This window comes from Actinophytocola sp. (genome assembly GCF_036555685.1).
Taxonomy (GTDB): Bacteria; Actinomycetota; Actinomycetes; order Mycobacteriales; family Pseudonocardiaceae; genus Actinophytocola.
On the sequence record NZ_DATBKY010000045.1, the window covers coordinates 1 to 19549 of the forward strand.

The following is a 19549-nucleotide window of genomic DNA, read 5'->3' on the forward strand; positions in this document are numbered from 1 at the left end:
GAGGACGGCCACCCGGCCTGTCCGGGCTCGTCGCAGTCAGCCGGTCTCCTCGGCCAGCTCCAGACGTTCCATGGCCTCCGCCATGTCCTCTTCGGTCGGGGCGTCGTCCTGGGTCAGCTTCTTGCGCCAGTAGCCCGTGAAGTCGATCTCTCGCCTGTCGATCCCGCGCTCGTCGACCAGGTGGCGGCGCAGCGTCCGCACCGCACCCGCCTCGCCGGCCAGCCACGCCGACACCGTCCCCGCCGGGAAGCTCGCCGCACGGACCGCGCCGACCACCGACTCGCCCGCGGCGCGGTGCAGCCAGCGCACCTCCGCTCCGTCCGGAGTGGACAGCGGCTGCTCCTCACCGGCGGCCGCCACCTCCACGAACACCAGCGCTCGCGCGGACGGCGCCAGCGACTCCAGCAGCGAGCCGATCGCCGGGAGCGCCGTCTCGTCGCCGGCGAACAGGTACCAGTCCCCCGCCCGCAACGGCTTCCGGTAGATCTCCGCCGGGCCGCTGCGGCCCACCACCTGGCCCGGCGCCGCCGCACGCGCCCAGCGCACCGCCGGGCCGGCGGCGCCGTGCAGTACGAAGTCGACGTCGATCTCGCCGCGGGAGGGGTCGTGGCGGCGGACCGTGAAGCTGCGCAGCCACGGGCGCGACTTCTCCGGAATCGCCAGGTACGCCTGGTACCAGCGCATGTCGTCGCCGTCCGAGGGGGGCAGCGGCAGCGTGCCGTCGCGCGGGAACATCAGCTTCAGCTGCTGGTCCGGCCAGTGCACCAGGCCGGCCGGCGCGGTGAAGCTCACCCGCGACATCCGTGGGGTGAGCGGCCGTACCCGCGTCACCGTCAGTTCGCCTACCGGGTCCATAAAAGTCTCCTTACGGTGTAAAGTGAGCGTACTTTACGGCGTAAGGAGATGTCGAGTGGTTGTCTTCGCGGCCCAGGGCGACGCTCGCCGGGCGCTCGAGCTGCTGTGGCGCGCGCAGTCCGCGCCACCCCGCCCGGGTCCCCGGCAGACGCTGACCGTCGACGAGATCGTGGACGCGGCGATCGAGGTCGCGGACGGGTCGGGCATGGCCGCGCTGTCGATGCGCGCGGTCGGGCAGCGGCTGGGGCGCACCGGGATGGCGCTGTACACGTACGTGCCCGGGAAGAGCGAGCTGATCGACCTGATGCACGACCGGGCACACGCGTCGCTCCCCCGCGCGTACCCGCTGGCCGGCGGCTGGCGCCCCGCGGCGAAGGCGTGGGCGGCCGACCTCTGGCGCTGCTACCAGGCGCACCCGTGGATGCTGCAGGTCTCGCAGGCGCGCCCGGCGCTGGGCCCGCACGAGTACGCGGTGGTGGAGGCGGTGACCGAGATCCTGTTCGAGACGGGCCTGCCGGCGCGGTTGCTGAGCCGCGTGATCGGCACCCTCTTCCACTTCGTCCGCGGCGCCGCGTCGGCGGTCGCGGAGGCCGGCCAGGCCCCGGCGGAGACCGGGGTGTCCAACGAGGACTGGTGGACGGCGCGGGCGGCGATGCTGACCGAGGTGGCCCCGGACTTCGCCGACCGGTACCCGTCGATCGTCCGGCTGGGCGCGCAGGACTCCTTCGAGTGGGACGAGTCGCAGCCCTACCTGGAGCAGCAGGCGCGCGAGACGTTCGAGGTCGGCCTCTCGGTGCTCCTGGACGGCGTCGAGGCCGCGATCACGAGGGCGCGATAGATTGCGCGGAATGGAGGTCGAGATCTACACCGACGGGGCGTGCTGGGGGAACCCGGGACCGGGCGGTTGGGGCGTCCTACTGCGGTACGGCACGCGGGAGAAGACCCTCTGCGGCGGCGAGGCCGGCCCGACCACCAACAACCGCATGGAGCTGACCGCGCCGATCGAGGCGCTCACGCATCTCACGCGGCCCGCGGTCGTGAACCTCTACACCGACAGCACCTACGTCCGCAACGGCATCACCAAGTGGGTCGCCAACTGGAAGCGCAACGGCTGGCTCACCACCGCGAAGCAGCCCGTCAAGAACGACGACCTCTGGCGGCGGCTCGACGAGGCCGCGGCGCGCCACGAGGTCGTCTGGCACTGGGTCAAGGGCCACGCCGGCCACCCCGACAACGAACGCGCCGACCGGCTCGCGCTCGCCGGGCTCGAGGCGGCCCTGCGCGAGGCCGGCGTCGACCCGGCCGCCTTCCGCACGCCCGGCCGGACAGCGGCGGGGCGGCCCTGAGGGGCGGCCCTCAGCGGAGGAACTCCTCGAACGTGATCGTGCCCGACGCCGGCGCCAGGTTCGCTCCCGTCCGGTAGCCGCGGATCACCTTGCCCGGCAGGGGAACCGGCACGACCGGGCGGCGTGGCCGGTATGCCCGGGCGAACGCGGACATGGCGCGCACCTGCGGGCCGCCGAAGTCCGGGACCCGGCCGGCGGGCGGACCGGTCGCCAGCGTCACGAGCCGGTCCGCCACGTCCCGCACGTCCACGGGCTGGAAGCGGGTGCCGGCCAGCACGAAGTGCACGGGGGACCAGCGCTGCAGGGTGAAGAACAGCAGCACCAGATCGTGGAACTGGGTCGCCCGCAGCACAGTGGATCACCGTGTCCACTCCGGACAACGCGGCGGCCAGGCCCGCGCCCGTCGACAGGTCGCCCACGACACGGCCGGGCCCGGGGCGGCGGCTGAGCACGCGCACCCCCGGGCAGCCGGTCGACCACCGCACGACCGAGCGTGCCCGTGCCGCCCGTCACCAGGATCACGAAGAGCCACCCGCCACGATCCCAGCCTTCCAGATGCATGAGTGCCGATCGAATGGGTAGTCGGCGCCCAGGACGGAAGACCGACAAGAGGAGGCGCGGTGAGCACCACCGAGACCGGCCAGGTGACCGGTACCAAGGACAAGGACTACAACATCATCTGGTTCGTCGAGCAGTGCCTGAACAACGCCCTGCGGATGGAGGAGTACGCGCAGGACGCGGAACGCGACGGCGACTCGGAGCTCGCCGAGTTCTTCCGCCGCGCGCAGGGCGAGAGCCGCAAGGGCGCCGAGCAGGGCAAGCAGATGCTGGCCAGCCGACTCAAGGCGTGAGCACGGGCCAAGAGCGGCGTGCCCGGCGACGGGTGCGCCGTTCTGCGTGCCTTCCGCGGCGGGTCTAGCGTGGGCGCCAGCGGATCATCAGGGGAGCCGAGATGGACGTGCGTCGACTGATCGAGCGCTGGCCGGTCTACCGGCAGCTCACCGGCGAGGACCGCACCGCACGCGGGCAGGCGGCCAAGTCCCGCAAGACGGAGAAACTGCACTCCCGCACGGAAGACGCCGATCGGGTGGTTCGCTCGGTCTGTCCATATTGTGCCGTCGGCTGCGGGCAGCGGGTGTTCGTGAAGGACGGCGAGGTCACCCAGATCGAGGGCGACCCCGACTCCCCCATCTCGCGGGGACGCCTGTGCCCCAAGGGATCCGCGAGCAAGCAGCTCGTCACGAACCCGGACCGGCTCAGGCACGTGCTCTACCGGCGGCCGTACGCCACCGAGTGGGAGCGGCTCGACCTGGACCGGGCGATGGAGATGATCGCCGACCGGGTCATCGCGACGCGGCGCGACACCTGGCAGGACTTCGACGACGAGGGGCGGCGGCTCAACCGCACCGAGGGCTTCGCGAGCCTCGGCGGCGCCACCCTCGACAACGAAGAGAACTACCTGATGAAGAAGCTGTACACCGCGCTCGGCGCCATCCAGGTGGAGAACCAGGCCCGTATTTGACACTCCTCCACGGTGCCCGGTCTGGGTACCTCCTTCGGTCGCGGCGGCGCCACGACGTTCCAGCAGGACCTCGCGAACGCGGACTGCATCGTCATCCAGGGCTCGAACATGGCCGAGTGCCATCCTGTCGGCTTCCAGTGGGTGATGGAGGCGAAGCTGCGGGGCGCCAAGGTGATCCACATCGACCCGCGGTTCACCCGGACGAGCGCGCTCGCCCACACGCACGTGGCGCTTCGCGCCGGCAGTGACATCGCGTTCCTCGGCGGGCTCATCAACTACGTGCTGCAGAACGAGCTCGACTTCCGCGAGTACGTCGTCGCCTACACCAACGCGGGCGCGATCCTGCGCGAGGACTTCGCCGACACCGAGGACCTCGACGGCGTGTTCTCCGGCTACGACGCGGAGGGCCCCAGCTACGACGTCAGGACGTGGGCCTACGAGGGCGCCGAGGAGATCGCGCCCGCGGCGGGCGCGCGGGAGCAGACCCACCACGGTGGCGAGGACCATCGGGGCTCAGCGCGCGCCGAGGCCTACGGCAGCGGTGGCGCGGCGGTGTCGGCCAAGCCCAGGACGGACCCGACGCTGCAGCACCCGCGCTGCGTCTACCAGGTGCTCAAGCGGCACTTCTCCCGCTACACCCCCGAGCTCGTCGCCGACGCGTGCGGCGTGACCCCGGAGTGCTTCCTGGCGGTGGCGCGGGCGATCACCGAGAACTCCGGCCGCGAGCGGACGACCGCGTGGGTGTACTCGGTCGGCTGGACCCAGCACACGGTCGGCGTGCAGTACATCCGCACCGCGTCGATCCTGCAGATGCTGCTCGGCAACATCGGCCGGCCCGGCGGCGGCATCATGGCGCTGCGCGGGCACGCCAGCATCCAGGGCTCCACCGACATCCCGACGCTGTTCAACATCCTGCCCGGCTACCTTCCGATGCCGAGCGCGCACCAGCACCTGAGCCTCGACGACTACGTCGAAGCGGACGCCGGCAAGACGGGGTTCTGGGGCAACATGCGCTCCTACGCGGTCAGCCTGCTCAAGTCGTACTGGGGCGAGCACGCCACCGAGGAGAACGACTTCCGGTTCTCGCACCTGCCCCGGCTGACCGGCGACCACGGCACGTACAAGACCGTCCTCAACCAGATCGCGGGCGACTGCAAGGGCTACTTCCTGGTCGGCGAGAACCCGGCGGTCGGTTCGGCGAACGGGCGGATGCAGCGCTTCGGGCTCGCCAACCTCGAGTGGCTCGTCGTGCGCGACCTGCGGATGATCGAGAGCGCGACGTTCTGGCAGAACGGCCCGGAGATCGAGACCGGCGAGATGTCCACAGAGGACATCGGAACCGAGGTGTTCCTGCTGCCGGCCGCGGCGCACACGGAGAAGGAAGGCAGCTTCACCAACACGCAGCGGCTGCTGCAGTGGCGGCACAAGGCCGTCGACCCGCCCGGCGACGCGCGCAGCGAGCTGTGGTTCTACTACCACCTCGGCCGGATCATCAAGGAGAAGCTCGCCGCCAGCACCGACCCGCGCGACCTGCCGATCCAGGAGATCACCTGGGACTACCCGGTCTCCGGCGAGCACGCCGAGCCGTCCGCGGAGGCCGTGCTGGCCGAGATCAACGGCACCGGACCGGACGGCCCGCTGTCGGCCTACACCGAGCTCAAGGACGACGGCTCGACCGCGTGCGGCTGCTGGATCTACTGCGGCGTCTACGCCGACGGGCACAACCACGCGGCGAACCGCAAGCCCGGCTCCGAGCAGTCGTGGGTGGCGCCCGAATGGGGCTGGGCGTGGCCGGCGAACCGGCGCATCCTCTACAACCGCGCCTCCGCCGACCCGGACGGCAAGCCGTGGAGCGAGCGCAAGCGGTACGTCTGGTGGGACGCCGAGAACGGCAAGTGGACGGGGGCGGACGTGCCGGACTTCGAGCCGGACAAGCGGCCGGACTACGAGCCGCCGGAAGGCGCGACCGCGCAGAACGCGCTGGCCGGCCAGGATCCGTTCATCATGCAGACCGACGGCAAGGCGTGGCTGTTCGCCCCGGCCGGGCTCGCCGACGGCCCGATGCCGACCCACTACGAGCCGCTCGAGTCCCCTGTGGACAACCCGCTCTACCGCCAGCAGTTCAACCCGATGCTGCAGACCTACGACAGCGAGTACAACCCGCACCACCCGCTCGGCAGCCCCGTTTACCCTTACGTGGCAACGACCTACCGGCTCACCGAGCATCACACGGCCGGCGGGATGAGCCGGTTCCTGCCGTACCTCTCCGAGCTGCAGCCGCAGATGTTCTGCGAGGTGTCGCCCGAGCTCGCGGCCGAGCGCGGACTGGAGCACGGCGGCTGGGCGACGATCGTCTCCGAGCGCGCGGCGATCGAGGCACGGGTGCTCGTGACCGCACGGGTGAAGCCGCTGCGCGTGCGCGGTCGGGTGCTGCACCACATCGGGCTGCCGTACCACTGGGGTGCCAACGGGGTCTCGATCGGCGACCCCGCCAACGACCTGCTCGCCGCCGTGCTGGACCCGAACGTGCACATCCAGGAGTCGAAGGCGACGACCTGCGACGTGCTGCCCGGCCGGCGCCCGCGCGGGCACGCGCTGCGCGAGCTCGTCGAGCGGTACCAGAAGCAGGCCGAGAGGAGTACGCCGTGAGCGGAGCGAACCGGGAGGCACCGTGACCCGGATGGGCTTCTTCACCGACACGTCGGTGTGCATCGGCTGCAAGGCGTGCGAGGTGGCGTGCAAGGAGTGGAACATGCTGCCCGCCGACCCGCCGCCGGACCTGCTCGGCATGTCGTACGACAACACCGGTGGGCTCGGCGCGGACACCTGGCGGCACGTGGCGTTCGTCGAGAAGCCGGCGCCGCCGACGGACCTCGGCATGCCCTCGGTCGGCGAGCCCGAAGTGCGCTGGCTGATGTCGTCGGACGTGTGCAAGCACTGCACGCACGCGGCCTGCCTCGACGTGTGCCCGACCGGCGCGCTGTTCCGCACCGAGTTCGACACGGTCGTCGTGCAGCAGGACGTGTGCAACGGGTGTGGCTACTGCGTGCCCGCCTGCCCGTACGGCGTGATCGAGAAGCGGGAGGAGGACGGCCGGGCCTTCAAGTGCACGATGTGCTACGACCGCATCGGCGCGGACCTCCAGCCGGCCTGCGCGACGGCGTGCCCGACCGAGTCGATCCAGTTCGGCCCGCTGGACGAGCTGCGCGCGCGGGCCGGCGAGCGGGTGACCGAGCTGCACGAGCAGGGCGTGACCGAGGCGCGCCTGTACGGCCACGACCCGAACGACGGGGTCGGCGGCAGCGGCGCGTTCTTCCTGCTGCTGGACGAGCCGGAGGTGTACGGGCTGCCGCCGGACCCGGTGGTGACGACCCGCGACCTGCCCGGCATGTGGCGTCGCGCGGCGGGTGCCGCGCTCGGGGTCGCCGCGGCGGTGGCCCTGTCGTTCCTGGGAGGACGGCGATGACCGGCACGCAGTCGCGGCCCGACTCGGGAGCCGTGCCGGAGCCCGTCCCGGGGTCGGTTCCCGGTTCGGTTCCGGGGTCTGTTCCGGGCCCTGCCTCGGGGTCTGTTTCGAAGGCGCGCGAGCGGTCGATGGTCGGGCCCGCGGTGTTCGAGTCGTACTACGGGCGGCCGATCCTCAAGGAGCCGGCGTGGAAGCAGCCGGACGTGCCGCTGTACCTGTTCCTCGGGGGCGTGGCCGGCGCGTCCGCGTCGATGGGCGCGCTGGCCGAGCCGTCCGGGCGGCCGGCGCTCGCGCGGGCGACCCGGCTGGTGGCCGCCGGCGCGGCGTCGGCGAGCGTGGTGGCGCTCGTCCACGACCTCGGCCGGCCGCTGCGGTTCCTCAACATGCTGCGGGTGATCAAGCCGACCTCCCCGCTGTCGATCGGCTCGTGGATCCTCGCGCCGTTCTCGGGGCTGGCCGCGGTGACGGCCGCGCTCGAGGTGACCGGCCGGCTGCCGACGATCCGGCGGCTCACGGGGACCGCCGCCGGCCTGCTCGGCCCGGCGATGTGCACGTACACGGCGGTGCTGCTGGCCGACACGGCGACGCCGGCCTGGCACGAGGCGCGGCTCGAGCTGCCCGTGCTGTTCGCCGGCAGCGCGCTGGCGAGCGGCGCGGGCGCGGCGATGCTAGCGGCCCCGGCCGAGTCGGCCCCGGCCCGCCGTGCCGGACTCGCCGGCGCGGTCACGGAGCTGGTGGTCGCGCGGCGGATCGAGCACGGTCTCGGCCTCGTCTCCGAGACCTACCGCACGGGCCGCGCCGGGCGGCTGCTGCGCGCGGCGCGGGCGCTGACCGCCGCGGGTGCCGGGCTGTCGCTGCTCGGACGCCGAAACCGGCTCGCCACCGTGGCCGCCGGCGCGGCGTACCTCGCGGCCGGCGTGTGCACCCGGTTCGGCGTGTACAACGCGGGCGTGGCGTCGGCGAAGGACCCCAAGTACGTGGTCGTGCCGCAGCGAGCGCGGAAGGCGTAGGGGTTCACTCGTCGGCGGCAAAACGATACGCTAAGTAGTGGCCGATCGACCTGGTGCTTCGGGGAGCAACCATGCCAGATCAGCAAGACACTCTTGTCGTCCGCCGGCAGCGGCCCGCGCCCGGGATCGCGATAGTCACCGCCGTCGGCGAGATCGACCTGCTCACCGCGCCGCGGTTGCACCGGGCCCTCGCCCGCGTGCGTGAACCCACGATCCTGCTCGACCTCACCGGCGTGACGTTCCTCGCCGCGGCCGGGCTCACCGTGCTCGTCGCCGCGAACGCCGAGGCACTCTCGGCCGGCCGCCGCTTCGGCGTGGTCGGGGCGGCCGGCATGGCGCGCCGCACGCTGGAGGTCAGCGGGGTGGCCGAACTGGTGCCGTCCTACGCCTCCATGGCCGAGGCCGACGCGGGCTGATCCCCACCTCCTCGAACGAGTCTCACCGCGGCCGGCGGTCGACCACCGGCAGAGTTCCGTTCAGCGCGGCGAGAATGTGCAGCTCCGCAACGGCAACACCTCGGCCACCGTCCCGTTGATCGCTGTCCGGTCCACGGTTGATCACGTGCGGGTCACGTCCGGGGTCTCCCGAAACGGCTCGATAACCGCGAGCGACCTCCAGTTGGAGAAGGGAGAAGGCGCGTCGTCGTTCGCATCGGGGAACCTCGGCCCGGCTCGCGCGTCTCAACAGACATAAATCAGGTGTGGTGGCGGCCAGACAGGGGTATATCCCTTGTGAAAGAGGAGTTGGCCATGACTGTTCACGCTCGACAGCTCGCCCGGCTGTGCCGCGAGAGGATGGCTGCGCACAAGGACTTGCCCGTCTTCAAGCAGCAGCCCGAGCAGCAGCACGCCGCCCAGTCCCGCGCCGCCGATTCCCGTTCCGACGCCAAGGAGACCGAGCAGCCGGTTCGCTGAGCAGCTCTGCCTTTCGATCCGCCGGCGGTGCCGGACACACCGCACGCGAACATGACGGCCCCGGCGCCGGCCTGCTCGACCGCGTCCGCGATCTCGTGAGCGGCCGCGACAAGGACCGGCTACACCGCGAGCAGCGCCTGGTATGCGCGCCCCACCGCCAGCAGCGCGGCCGCGTGCACGCTCCAGTCGGTGAGCAGCTCCGGCGCCGACGCCGTCCGGGCGAGCGACGCCCGGTGCTCCCGCACCCGGCGCAACGCCGCCTCGAGCCCCGCGCGGTCTGTCCGGCGGTCGGCGGCCTTGTTCTGGTACACCGCGACGGCGCCGGCGAGTCGCCCAGCAGGTCCGCGAGCGCCGTGTCGAAGCCGGAGCCCGCGGGGTGCGGCGCCCTCGGCGTCGCGTGAGGTGAGCAGGGTCTCCGCGATGTGCTGGACCTGCGCGACCACCTCGTACAGCGCCACGAGCGCCGAGTCCTCAGTGGACAGGCGCGGTGCGCGTGACCACAGCCGGCGCGGGTTGAACCGGGCGCTCTCCCAGCCGTACCCGGACGCCTCCTCCGCGTGCCGGACCACGGACTCCAGCGCGCGGGCCCGGCGCCGCCAGGACGAAGCCTTCCCGGTCCCGGCCCGTCAGCCGCGGCCTCAACGCGGCGGGACGACGTTCACGATGTACGTGCAGTCGACCATCTCGACCACTCCCGGCTTGTCCGGTAGCAGCACGCCGGTCCAGGTGTTCCCGGTGATCGGGTCCGGCACGGTCGGTCCGGTGACCTCGGCGATGCGATATCGCTCCCGGCCGTCCTGGCCCAACCCGTCGATGTAGACGATCATCGAGCCGCGCAACGGGATGCCCGCCGTCGGCTTGTTTTCCTGCGCCACGGTGCTCACCATCCTCGACGCCCGCCCGAGCGATGGGTGGCTATACCCGGGCTGGCCGGACGTAACCGGTTTCCGCCGTGTGCACTATGTACACAACCGTGTCCTGTCCGTGCACAGAGCATACCTCGTAAGTATCCCACATACCTACGATCAACATCGGCAACGCCTAACCACCGCCGCCGAGCACCGGCCGAACCACGGGGTCCCCCGCCGGGCCGCGGGCGCGCGGGCCGTGGAACAGTCGCGGCCATGGACACCGAGTGGACCAGCGCGCTGTCCCACCTGGAGTGCGCTCGCTGCGGCCGCACGTACGACGCGGACGAGGCGCGGAACCTCTGCACGTGCGGCACCCCGCTGCTCGTCCGGTACGAGCTCGACCGGGTCACGGCGTCCACTTCGGACATCGCCGGCCGGCCGGCCGACCTGTGGCGCTACCGGGAGCTGCTGCCCGTGCGCGAGCGGGCGAACGTGGTCACCCTCGGCGAGGGCATGACGCCGATCCTGCCGCTGCGGTCCTACGGCGCGCGCATCGGCGTGCCGGGCCTGCTCGTCAAGGACGAGGGCCTGCTGCCCACCGGCAGCTTCAAGGCGCGCGGCGCGGCGGTCGGCGTCTCCCGCGCGCACGAGCTCGGCATCGAGCGGATCACCATGCCCACCAACGGGAACGCGGGCGCGGCGTGGGCGACGTACGCGGCGCGGGCCGGCATGGGCTCGCTCGTGGTGATGCCGGCCGACGCACCGCCGATCACCCGGCTGGAGTGCGCGATGGCCGGCGCCCGGCTGTACATCGTGGACGGTCTGATCGGCGACGCGGGCGCGATCGCCGGCCAGGCGGTCGACGACGGCTGGTTCAACACCGCGACGCTCAAGGAGCCCTACCGCATCGAGGGCAAGAAGACGATGGGGCTGGAGATCGCCGAACAGCTCGGCTGGCGGATGCCCGACGTCATCGTCTACCCGACCGGCGGCGGCGTCGGGCTGATCGGCATCCGCAAGGCGCTCGACGAGCTGCTCGCGCTCGGCTGGGTCACCGGCCGGCTGCCGCGCCTGGTCGCCGTGCAGTCGTCGGGCTGCGCGCCGATCGTGCGCGCGTACGAGGCGGGCGCCTCGACCGCCGAGCCGTGGGTGGCCGCGAGCACGGTCGCGTTCGGCATCAACGTGGCGAGCGCGCTCGGCGACTTCCTCATCCTCGACGCGGTCCGCGACACCGGTGGCATCGCGGTCGCCGTGGACGACGCCGAAATCCTCGCGTCGCAGGCCGCGTGCGCCGCGACCGAGGGCCTGCTGATGTGCCCGGAAGGTGCGGCCACGCTGACCGCCGTGGCGCGGCTGCGCGCCGGCGGCTGGCTGGACGGCGGCGAGGAGGTCGTCGTGCTGAACACCGGTAGCGGCCTGAAGTACCCGCACACCGCCGAGGTCGCCGAGCCGCCACTGCTCGCCAAGGGCGCGCCGCTGCCGAGCTGAGCCCGCTGGTCCCGCGCCCGGATCGCGTCTAGAAAGGGGCCCATGGACCCCGACGCCAAGCCCGTGCTCGACCTGGTCGCGGACGCCGCTCCCGGCTACCTCGCCTCGCTCGCCGACCGGCCGGCCGGCGACCCCGCGGCCCAGGCGCTGCTCGACGACCTCGCCGGCCCGCTGCCCGAGGAGGGGCTCGGCGCGACCGGTTCCGTCGCGCAGCTGCTGCGGATCGGCACGGGCGCGGCCACCCACTCGGCCGGGCCACGCTTCTTCCACCTGGTGACCGGCGGCGTGACACCGGCCGCGCTCGCCGCCGACTGGATCACCTCGCTACTGGACCAGAACGCGGTCCTCTGGACGTCCTCGCCACTCGCCACCACCGCGGAGACCGTCGTGCTCGGCTGGCTCCGGGACCTGTTCGGCCTGCCGGCCGCGTGGGGCGGCGTGCTCACGCCCAGCGCCACGTTCGCGAACCTGACGGGCCTCGCGTGCGCCCGCCACTGGTGGGCCACCGCGCACGGACGGGACGTGGCCGCCGACGGGCTCGGCGGGCTGCCGGCGATGCCCGTGCTCGGTGGCGGCTACGTGCACCCGAGCGCGCGCAAGGCGTTGCAGATCCTCGGCTGCGGGCGGGACACGGTCCGGGTGCACGGCCCAGGCCGGGCCGACGTCGACGCGCTCGACCGGTCCCTGGCGGCCCTGAGCGAGCCGGCCGTGCTGGTCGCCACCGCGGGCGAGGTCAACGCGGGCGACTTCGACCCGATCGACGAGATGGCCGAGCTCGCGGGGCGGTACGGCTGCTGGCTGCACGTCGACGGCGCGTTCGGCCTGTTCGCGGCCGTGTCCCCGCGGACCGCGCACCTGCTGCGCGGGGTCGACCGGGCCGACTCGGTCGCCGCGGACGGGCACAAGTGGCTGAACGTGCCCTACGAGAGCGGCTTCGCGTTCGTCCGGGACCCCGCGGTACTGAGCGACACGTTCGGCTCGTGGCACGCGCCGTACCTGGCCGGCGGCGAGGTCGACTACAGCCGCCTCGGGCCGGAGTCGTCGCGGCGGGCGCGGGCGCTGCCGATCTGGGCGACGCTGCGGTCGTACGGCCGGGCCGGTCACCGCGAGCTGGTCGAGCGGCACCTCGACCTGGCGGCGCACCTGGGCCGGCTGGTCGATGCGGCGCCGGACCTCGAGCTGCTCGCGCCGGTGCGGCTGTGCGTGGTGTGCTTCCGGTACGCGCCGCCCGGCGTGCCCGAAGCGGACCTCGACGCACTGAACCAGGCGGTCGGCGACGCGCTCATCGCGGACGGCCGGGTGTATGCCGGCACCACCGTGTACGAGGGCCGCACCGCGTTGCGCCCCGCGATCGTCAACTGGCGTACCACCGAGGCGGACGTGGAGCTGCTGGTGTCGGTCGTGCGCGAGCTGGGTGTCCGATTCGTTCAAGACGCGGGGTGAGCCCGCGCCATACCGTGGCGCGCATGGCACCGAGATTCGATGTGATCGGCATGGTGGTGGCCGACATGGCCGCGTCGCTGGCGTTCTACCGGCGGCTGGGCTTCGACGTACCGCCCTCGGCGGACGCCGAGCCGCACGTGGAGGCGTCGCTGCCCGGCGGCCTGCGGTTCGCCTGGGACACGGTCGACACGATCCGCTCCTTCGACCCGTCGTGGAGCAAGCCGGCCGGCGGGCATGCTCTCGGCCTGGCCTTCGCGTGCGACTCACCGTCCGATGTGGACAAGACACACGCCGACCTGGTGGCGGCGGGCTACCGCAGCCACAAGGACCCGTGGGACGCCTTCTGGGGCCAGCGCTACGCGTCGATCCAGGACCCGGACGGCAACGTCGTCGACCTGTTCGCCTCGCTCGGCTGACCCCTCGGTTGTCCGGAGCGGACAACTTCCTTGCGTCCCGCCCGCACCGCTCCGCATCATCCGGTGAAACGGCGACCGGAAGGGGGCGCGAGTGGGCGGCGCGCTGCGGGTCGGGATCGTCGGGATCGGCAACATCAGCGGCCAGTACCTCGCCACGCTCCCCCTGCTCGCCGGCGTCGAGGTGACCGCCGTCGCCGATCTCGACTTCGAGCGGGCCGCCGCCGTGGCGCGTGACGGCATCCGCGCGAGCGAGCCGGACCGGCTCTACGAGGCCGACGACGTGGACCTCGTGCTCAACCTCACCGTCCCGCGGGCGCACGCCGACGTGGCGCTGCGCGCGATCGAGGCCGGCAAGCACGTCTACAACGAGAAGCCGCTCGCCCTCACCACCGCCGAGGGCCGGCGGATCCTCGACGCGGCCGCCGGCCTGGGCGTGCGGGTCGGCTGCGCGCCGGACACCGTGCTCGGCACCGGCACCCAGACCGCACGCCACCTCCTCGACGCGGGCGCGATCGGCAGCCCGGTCGCGGCCACCGCGTTCATGGTCTCCCCCGGCCCCGAGCGCTGGCACCCGTCGCCCGAGTTCTTCTACCGCACGGGCGGCGGGCCGCTGCTCGACATGGGCCCTTACTACCTCACCGCGCTCGTCACCCTGCTCGGCCCGGTCCGCCGCGTCGCCGGGATGGCCGCGATGCCACGCGACCGCCGTACGGTCGGCAGCGGCCCGCTCGCGGGCACCGACTTCCCGGTCGAGGTGCCGACCCACGTCACCGGCACGCTCGAGCACGCGAGCGGCGCGGTGTCCACGCTGCTGATGAGCTTCGACGTGTGGGCCGCCGAGCTCCCGCGCATCGAGGTCTACGGCACCGACGGCTCGCTGTCCGTGCCCGACCCCAACGGCTTCGGCGGCCAGGTCCGGCTGTTCCACCGGGACAGTCCGGAGTGGACACCCAGGCCGGACGCCGCCGGGTACGCCGGGGCCGGCCGCGGTTGCGGGATCGCCGACCTCGCGGACGCGGTCGCCGCCGGAACCGAGCACCGCGCCGGCGGCGAGCTCGCCCTGCACGTGCTGGACGTGCTGGAGTCGCTGCTGCGCGCCGCGGAGAGCGGCCGGACGGAGCCGGTGACGACCGACTGCGCGCGGCCGGCGCCGGTCCCGCTCAGCGGCTGATTGTTCGCTCCCGCTCAGCGCCTGACCGTTCGCTCCGCTCCTCCGCTACTCGCCGTCTTCCTCCGTGCGCTGCTCACCGCTCGTCCCTCGCGGCTCCGCTGCTCCTACGTCCAGACGGCGAACGCTCCGTCGCTCCCGCTCAGCGCCTGACCGTTCGCTCCGCTCAGCGAGGCGTGACCTCGGCCATCTCCGACCAGCCCTCACCCTCGGTGCTGACGCTGACGATCGACGGCCTCGTCGCGACCGCGTCGGGCATCCAGCCCATCGCCTTCTTGAAGTGGTCGGACGTCACGTGCGCCTCTCCCGCGCCGTCGCGGAAGGCCTCGACGAGCACGTACTGGTTCGGATCGTCGACGCTGCGCGACCACTCGAAGAAGATGTTGCCCGGCTCGGCGCGGGTGGCCTGGGTGAACTCGTCGACCAGCGACAGCCACTGGTCCGCCTTCTCCGGCTTGATCGTCCACTTGACACAGATGAAGATCACGACGCCCACCTTCCTCGACACGCTGCTGGGAGACCACCCTGGCGAACCGGACCCGGCCGCGCCAGCCGGAGCCCGGCGTTTTGGACCGGAGCCGAAAACTAGCCGGGGGCCGGTAGCAGCTGCTGGAGCAGGTCGTGCAGGGTGACGAAGCCGGACAGCTCGCCGCCCGCGTAGACCAGCACCAGGTGGTTTCGCCGGTCCCGGATCGTGGTCAGCGCGGCGTGCACGGGCGTGTCGTCGGGCAATGTGAGCAGCGGGCGCATCAGCTGCGCTGCGGTCATGCCGGCCGGCGCGGTCAGCGCGTCCCGGACGTGCACGACGCCGAGCGGCTCGTCCTCGCTCCACACGACGAGCCGCAGGTGCCCGCTCGCCCGCGCGGCCGCGCGGACTGCCCCGACGCCCTGCCACGGCGCGACCGTGACCAGCTCCGCGCGTGGCCGGACGACCTCCCGCACCGGGCGCGTGTGCAGGTCGAGCGCGGTGGCGAGCTGCGCGTGCCGGCCTTCGTCCAGCGCGCCGGCCTTGCTCGAGTGGTCCAGCAGCTGGCGCAGGTCCTCGGGCGTGTGGCCGGTGTCGAGCTCGTCGACGGCCTGCACGCCGACCGCCAGCAGGCACCGGTTGGCCAGCCCGTTCAACGCGACCAGCGCCGGGCGGGTGAGCCACATGAACCCACGCATCGGGATCGCGAGCAGGGTCGCCGAGCGCTCCGGGTGCGCGATGGCCCACGCCTTCGGCGCCATCTCGCCGACCACGAGGTGCAGGAACGTCACGACGACCAGCGACAGCACGAACGCGACCACGTCCGCGGACGCCTCCGACAGTCCCCACGCCGTGATCGCCGGCCGCATCAGGTGGTGCACGTACGGCTTGGTGACCGCGCCCAGCACCAGCGTGCAGAGCGTGATGCCCAGCTGCGAGCCGGCGAGCAGCATCGACAGGTCGCGCGCGCTGCGCAGGGCCGCCCGCGCCGACACGCTCGTCCGCGCCGCCTCGGCGAGCCGGTGCCCGCGGGCGGCGACCAGCGCGAACTCGATGGCCACGAAGAACGCGCTCAGCACGAGCACGGCGAAGGTGATCACGGCCGCCGCCGCGGGATCGAGGTGACTCACCGCAGCACGAGCCGGATCGTGTCGGGAACCCGGCGGGCGACCGTGCGCACCTCGACCGTCAGCCGGCCCGCGGGGTCGCCGTCGGGCGGGGCGGGCAGCGCGACCGTCACCGCGTCGCCCGGCACCGGCAGCCGCTGCAGCTCGGTCAGCACGAGGCCGGCGAGGGTCTGGTAGTCGCCCCGCGGCAGGTCGTGGCCCAACAGCCGCTCCGCCTCGTCGATGTGCATGGTGCCGGGCACCACCCAGCCGCCCTCCTCACCGGGGCTCGCCAGGTCCGTGCCGAGCGGGTCGTGCTCGTCGGTGATCTCGCCGACCAGCTCCTCGGCGATGTCCTCGCCGGTGACCACGCCGGCGAGCCCGCCGTACTCGTCGACGACGCAGGCGAGCTCCTCGCCGGCGGCACGCAGCTGGTCGAGGACCGCGAGCAGCGGCAGCGACGTGGGCACCATGACCGGCGGCCGGGCGATCCCGCGGACCGTGGCCGAGTCGAGCTCCCGCTCGCTGAGCGTCAGGACCTCGCGTAACCGGACCACACCGACCACGTCGTCCACGTCCCCGTCGACACCGCCGCGGAGCACCGGCAGCCGCGAGTGACCGGCCGCCATCAGCGCCACCGCGTGCCGCACCGGTTCATCGGCGCCGATCGTGGTGACCCGGGGCCGCGGGATCATCGCGTGCTCGGCGGTGCTCTCCTGGAAGTCGAGGATGCGGTCCAGCAGCGTGGAGAGCTCGGCCGGCAGGTCGCCGCGGTCGCGGGACTCGGCCACGATGTGCTCGAGGTCGCGCGGGGTCGCGGCGTGCTCGACGTCGTGCACGGGCTTGATCCGCACCGCCCGCAGCAGGAGCACGGCAGCCCGGTCGAACAGCCGGATGAGCCAGCCGAAGGCGCCGAGGTAGACACCGGTCGACCAGGCGAGGCGCACGGCGACCGGCTCCGGGCGGGCGATCGCGAGGTTCTTCGGGAACAGCTCGCCGAACACCATCTGCACGACCGTCGACAGCAGCAGCGCGAGCACCGTGCCGATCGCCACGCCGACCGCGGTGGGCACGCCGACGCCGCCGGACAGCTCGCCGAAGCCGGCGCCGATCAGCGGCTCGGCGACGTAACCGACCAGCAGGCCGGTGACCGTGATGCCCAGCTGCGCGCCGGAGAGCATGAAGGATGTGCGGCGGGTGATGCGCAACGCGCGGGCGGCACCCGCGTCACCCGCGGCCGCGCGAGCCCGCAGGCGGGACCGGTCGACGGCCAGGTAGCCGAACTCCTGCGCCACGAAGTACCCGGTCAGCACGGACAGGAGCACGACGACGGCCACTCCGAGAAGCACGCCCAGCAGGCTCATCACCACGTGCCCACCGCCTCGGAGCCTGCGGCGGGCACGCGCCTAGGACACGGATCAGGATCGGGGTCCGGCGCGGTTTCGGGCACGACGGGGGCACAGCGTCCACACGGGACGCTGCCGGTACTTCGGGAGGGGTCCATGATCCTCTCACCACACGCGGGGGGCCGGTATTGCCAAAATACCAGGCCAGCGCGTGCGGCCGAGCCGGTTTCACCGCTCGTTGCGGATCAATGCCTCCCACTCGCGCTCGATGATGATCCGCCAGCAACGCGCCGCGGCGTCAGCGTCGAGTCGCTCCAGAAGCAGGATGCCGATACTGGGCAGCCGCTCACACACCGCTTCCACCAACCACTCCCCCGCACTAGTTCACTCAAAGGGTTGTCGTTACGGAGAGTCGTTTTGGCCGGGTCGAAAGTTAGCCAGATCGACAGATCCGTGACCGCGCCGCGACAAAGGACTCCCCGAAGCACGTCACGGCGGCGTGACCGGATCGGTCCGCATGGTGGCGTGATGGTGCCTTACCGCCGGGCTTCGCGGCGGCGAGACTCGGCCCGTGAACAGAGCATTGATCGTCGTCGACGTGCAGGAGTCGTTCCGGCAGCGCGCCCTCTGGCGGGCGGTGAACAACCCGCAGGTCGTGGCGCGGGTGGGCGAGCTCGTCGCCGCGGCCCGGGCGGCGGGCGACCTCGTGGTGTGGGTGCTGCACGCCGAACCGGGCAGCGGCACGGTGTTCGACCCGGCGAGCGGGCAGGTCCGGCTGATCGACGGGCTCGTGCCCGAGGCCGGCGAGCCGGTGCTGACGAAGACCTCGCACAACGCGTTCACGACGACGAACCTGCAGCAGCTGCTGACCGGCCGGGGCATCCGCGAGATCGTGGTGTGCGGCATCCGGACCGAGCAGTGCTGCGAGACGACCGCGCGGGTCGGCAGCGACCTCGGCTTCGGCGTGACGTTCGTGACCGACGCGACCGCCACGTTCCCGTCGCCGCACTGGTCCGCGCCGGCCGACCTGACCGTCGAGGAGATCCTCGCGGACCCGCGGACGCTGCCGGCCCGGGCGATGGTGGAGCGCACGGAGTACGCGCTGGCCGGCCGCTTCGCGACGATCGCCACGGTGGCCGAGCTGACCGCGGGTATGCTGACCAGATCGTGACGCGCGTCGTTTTCGTCCTCGTACCGGGTGTGCACCTGCTCGATCTGGCCGGACCGGCGCAGGTCTTCTCCAGTGCCGCAGGGCTCGGTCATGACTACGTTCTGCAGTACTTCGGCGAGCAGCAGGAGATCGCGACGGCGCAAGGACTTCTGGTGCTGGCGGCGCAGTCGTGGCCCGCGCCGGCGGCCGGTGACCTCGTGATCGTGCCGGGCTGGCGGTCGCCGTCACGCGCGGGCACCGGCCGGCTGACGAGGTCGACGCTGGACCGGCTGGTGGCGCACCACGCGGCGGGCGGCATGGTCGCGAGCGTGTGCGCGGGCGCCGACGCGCTGGGCCGCGCGGGCCTGCTCGACGGGCGGCAGTGCACGACGCACCACGACCTGCAGGACGAGCTGGCGCGGCGCTACCCGGCGGCGCACGTGGTGCGGGACGTGCTGTACGTGGTCGACGGCCGGGTGGCGACCTCGGCCGGCATCGCGAGCGGCATCGACCTGGCGCTGCATCTCATCGCGACCCGCCACGGCGCGGCCGACGCCGCGCGCGTGGCACGCGAGATGGTCGTCTACGCCCGCCGCAACGGCGACGAGCTCCAGGCGAGCGCGCTGCTGCGCCACCGGTCGCATGTGGACGAGACCGTGCACCACGTGCAGGACATCATCGACGCGCGGTACGCCTCCCGGCTGCCGCTGGCCGAGCTGGCCCTGGCGGCCGGCTGCAGCCAGCGGACGATGACGAGGCAGTTCGGCCGCGCCACCGGCCTGACCCCGCTGCGCTACCAGCAGCTGTTGCGCCTGGAGCGGGCCGAACACCTGATCGGCCACGGCGCGACGGTGGAGGCCGCGGCCCGCGCCGTCGGCTTCGAGGACGCCCGGATGCTGCGCCGCCTCCGCGCCCGTTAGGACGCGCTGCGGTGGTCGGCGGGTGACACGTGGCGGTACCCCACGACTCCCGGTGGCAGCGAACCGGTGGTCTGACCGCGAA

General features: G+C 72.7%; 22 protein-coding genes. 14 read left to right on the plus strand and 8 right to left on the minus strand.

What is annotated here, in order from left to right:
• Positions 1-36 precede the first annotated feature (36 nt).
• A complete protein-coding gene (locus VH969_RS04685; RefSeq protein ID WP_331970890.1) occupies positions 37-855 on the minus strand; it encodes a siderophore-interacting protein in 819 nt (272 codons plus the stop codon).
• Between the two features lie 55 nt (positions 856-910).
• On the opposite strand from VH969_RS04685, the gene VH969_RS04690 reads away from it, so the two are divergent.
• The gene (locus tag VH969_RS04690; RefSeq protein ID WP_331970893.1) at positions 911-1693 is read left to right on the plus strand and encodes a TetR/AcrR family transcriptional regulator; all 783 of its coding nucleotides are present in this window, start codon (positions 911-913) and stop codon (positions 1691-1693) included.
• 10 nt (positions 1694-1703) lie between these two features.
• Positions 1704-2201 (plus strand): ribonuclease HI, encoded by a 498-nt coding sequence (gene rnhA, locus VH969_RS04695; RefSeq protein WP_331970896.1) that lies wholly within the window; start codon positions 1704-1706, stop codon positions 2199-2201.
• Between the two features lie 10 nt (positions 2202-2211).
• On the opposite strand, the gene VH969_RS04700 is transcribed toward rnhA, so the two are convergent.
• A complete protein-coding gene (locus tag VH969_RS04700) occupies positions 2212-2553 on the minus strand; it encodes an SDR family oxidoreductase (RefSeq protein ID WP_331970899.1) in 342 nt (113 codons plus the stop codon).
• A gap of 268 nt (positions 2554-2821) precedes the next feature.
• Between VH969_RS04700 and VH969_RS04705 the strand changes: the two genes are divergently transcribed.
• From VH969_RS04705 to VH969_RS04730, 6 genes are all read left to right on the plus strand, one after another.
• The gene (locus VH969_RS04705; RefSeq protein WP_331970902.1) at positions 2822-3052 is read left to right on the plus strand and encodes a hypothetical protein; all 231 of its coding nucleotides are present in this window, start codon (positions 2822-2824) and stop codon (positions 3050-3052) included.
• A gap of 101 nt (positions 3053-3153) precedes the next feature.
• On the plus strand, positions 3154-6372 hold the full coding sequence (gene fdh / locus VH969_RS04710) for a formate dehydrogenase (RefSeq protein WP_331970905.1): 3219 nt from the start codon (positions 3154-3156) through the stop codon (positions 6370-6372).
• A gap of 31 nt (positions 6373-6403) precedes the next feature.
• Positions 6404-7189 (plus strand): 4Fe-4S dicluster domain-containing protein, encoded by a 786-nt coding sequence (locus tag VH969_RS04715; RefSeq protein ID WP_331970987.1) that lies wholly within the window; start codon positions 6404-6406, stop codon positions 7187-7189.
• A 128-nt stretch (positions 7190-7317) separates the two neighbouring features.
• Complete coding sequence (gene nrfD, locus VH969_RS04720) at positions 7318-8199, plus strand: NrfD/PsrC family molybdoenzyme membrane anchor subunit (protein ID WP_331970908.1); 882 nt, start codon at positions 7318-7320, stop codon at positions 8197-8199.
• A gap of 71 nt (positions 8200-8270) precedes the next feature.
• Positions 8271-8615 (plus strand): STAS domain-containing protein, encoded by a 345-nt coding sequence (locus tag VH969_RS04725; RefSeq protein ID WP_331970911.1) that lies wholly within the window; start codon positions 8271-8273, stop codon positions 8613-8615.
• A gap of 333 nt (positions 8616-8948) precedes the next feature.
• Positions 8949-9113 carry a hypothetical protein gene (locus tag VH969_RS04730; RefSeq protein WP_331970914.1) on the plus strand — a complete coding sequence of 55 codons (165 nt, stop codon included), beginning with the start codon at positions 8949-8951 and terminating at the stop codon, positions 9111-9113.
• 119 nt (positions 9114-9232) lie between these two features.
• Here VH969_RS04730 and VH969_RS04735 read toward each other — a convergent pair whose 3' ends face one another.
• Positions 9233-9682: a hypothetical protein gene (locus VH969_RS04735; protein WP_331970917.1), complete on the minus strand. Its 450-nt coding sequence runs from the start codon at positions 9680-9682 to the stop codon at positions 9233-9235.
• A gap of 69 nt (positions 9683-9751) precedes the next feature.
• A complete protein-coding gene (locus VH969_RS04740; protein ID WP_331970920.1) occupies positions 9752-9988 on the minus strand; it encodes a hypothetical protein in 237 nt (78 codons plus the stop codon).
• 249 nt (positions 9989-10237) lie between these two features.
• Here VH969_RS04740 and VH969_RS04745 point away from each other — a divergent pair, with 249 nt between their 5' ends.
• The 4 genes from VH969_RS04745 to VH969_RS04760 all read left to right on the plus strand — a co-directional run bounded on the left by VH969_RS04745 (position 10238) and on the right by VH969_RS04760 (position 14482).
• Positions 10238-11452, plus strand: a complete 1215-nt coding sequence (locus VH969_RS04745; RefSeq protein ID WP_331970923.1) for a threonine synthase — start codon at positions 10238-10240, stop codon at positions 11450-11452.
• Positions 11453-11494: 42 nt separating this feature from the next.
• Positions 11495-12895 (plus strand): pyridoxal phosphate-dependent decarboxylase family protein, encoded by a 1401-nt coding sequence (locus VH969_RS04750; RefSeq protein ID WP_331970926.1) that lies wholly within the window; start codon positions 11495-11497, stop codon positions 12893-12895.
• Positions 12896-12918: 23 nt separating this feature from the next.
• A complete protein-coding gene (locus VH969_RS04755) occupies positions 12919-13311 on the plus strand; it encodes a VOC family protein (RefSeq protein WP_331970929.1) in 393 nt (130 codons plus the stop codon).
• A 91-nt stretch (positions 13312-13402) separates the two neighbouring features.
• The gene (locus VH969_RS04760; protein WP_331970932.1) at positions 13403-14482 is read left to right on the plus strand and encodes a Gfo/Idh/MocA family protein; all 1080 of its coding nucleotides are present in this window, start codon (positions 13403-13405) and stop codon (positions 14480-14482) included.
• A gap of 163 nt (positions 14483-14645) precedes the next feature.
• Here the strand turns inward: VH969_RS04760 and VH969_RS04765 are convergent, their stop codons facing one another.
• The 4 genes from VH969_RS04765 to VH969_RS04780 all read right to left on the minus strand — a co-directional run bounded on the left by VH969_RS04765 (position 14646) and on the right by VH969_RS04780 (position 17760).
• Positions 14646-14966: a putative quinol monooxygenase gene (locus VH969_RS04765; RefSeq protein ID WP_331970935.1), complete on the minus strand. Its 321-nt coding sequence runs from the start codon at positions 14964-14966 to the stop codon at positions 14646-14648.
• 98 nt (positions 14967-15064) lie between these two features.
• A complete protein-coding gene (locus tag VH969_RS04770; protein ID WP_331970938.1) occupies positions 15065-16075 on the minus strand; it encodes a hemolysin family protein in 1011 nt (336 codons plus the stop codon).
• Positions 16072-17415, minus strand: a complete 1344-nt coding sequence (locus VH969_RS04775; protein WP_331970990.1) for a hemolysin family protein — start codon at positions 17413-17415, stop codon at positions 16072-16074. Before VH969_RS04775 ends, VH969_RS04770 begins: the two co-directional genes overlap by 4 nt.
• A gap of 210 nt (positions 17416-17625) precedes the next feature.
• Positions 17626-17760: a hypothetical protein gene (locus tag VH969_RS04780; RefSeq protein WP_331970941.1), complete on the minus strand. Its 135-nt coding sequence runs from the start codon at positions 17758-17760 to the stop codon at positions 17626-17628.
• A gap of 208 nt (positions 17761-17968) precedes the next feature.
• On the opposite strand from VH969_RS04780, the gene VH969_RS04785 reads away from it, so the two are divergent.
• Positions 17969-18568, plus strand: a complete 600-nt coding sequence (locus VH969_RS04785; RefSeq protein WP_331970944.1) for a cysteine hydrolase family protein — start codon at positions 17969-17971, stop codon at positions 18566-18568.
• Entirely contained in the window at positions 18565-19467 is a 903-nt protein-coding gene (locus tag VH969_RS04790) for a GlxA family transcriptional regulator (protein ID WP_331970947.1), read from the plus strand. The genes VH969_RS04785 and VH969_RS04790 overlap by 4 nt, the downstream gene beginning before the upstream one ends.
• Positions 19468-19549 lie beyond the last annotated feature (82 nt).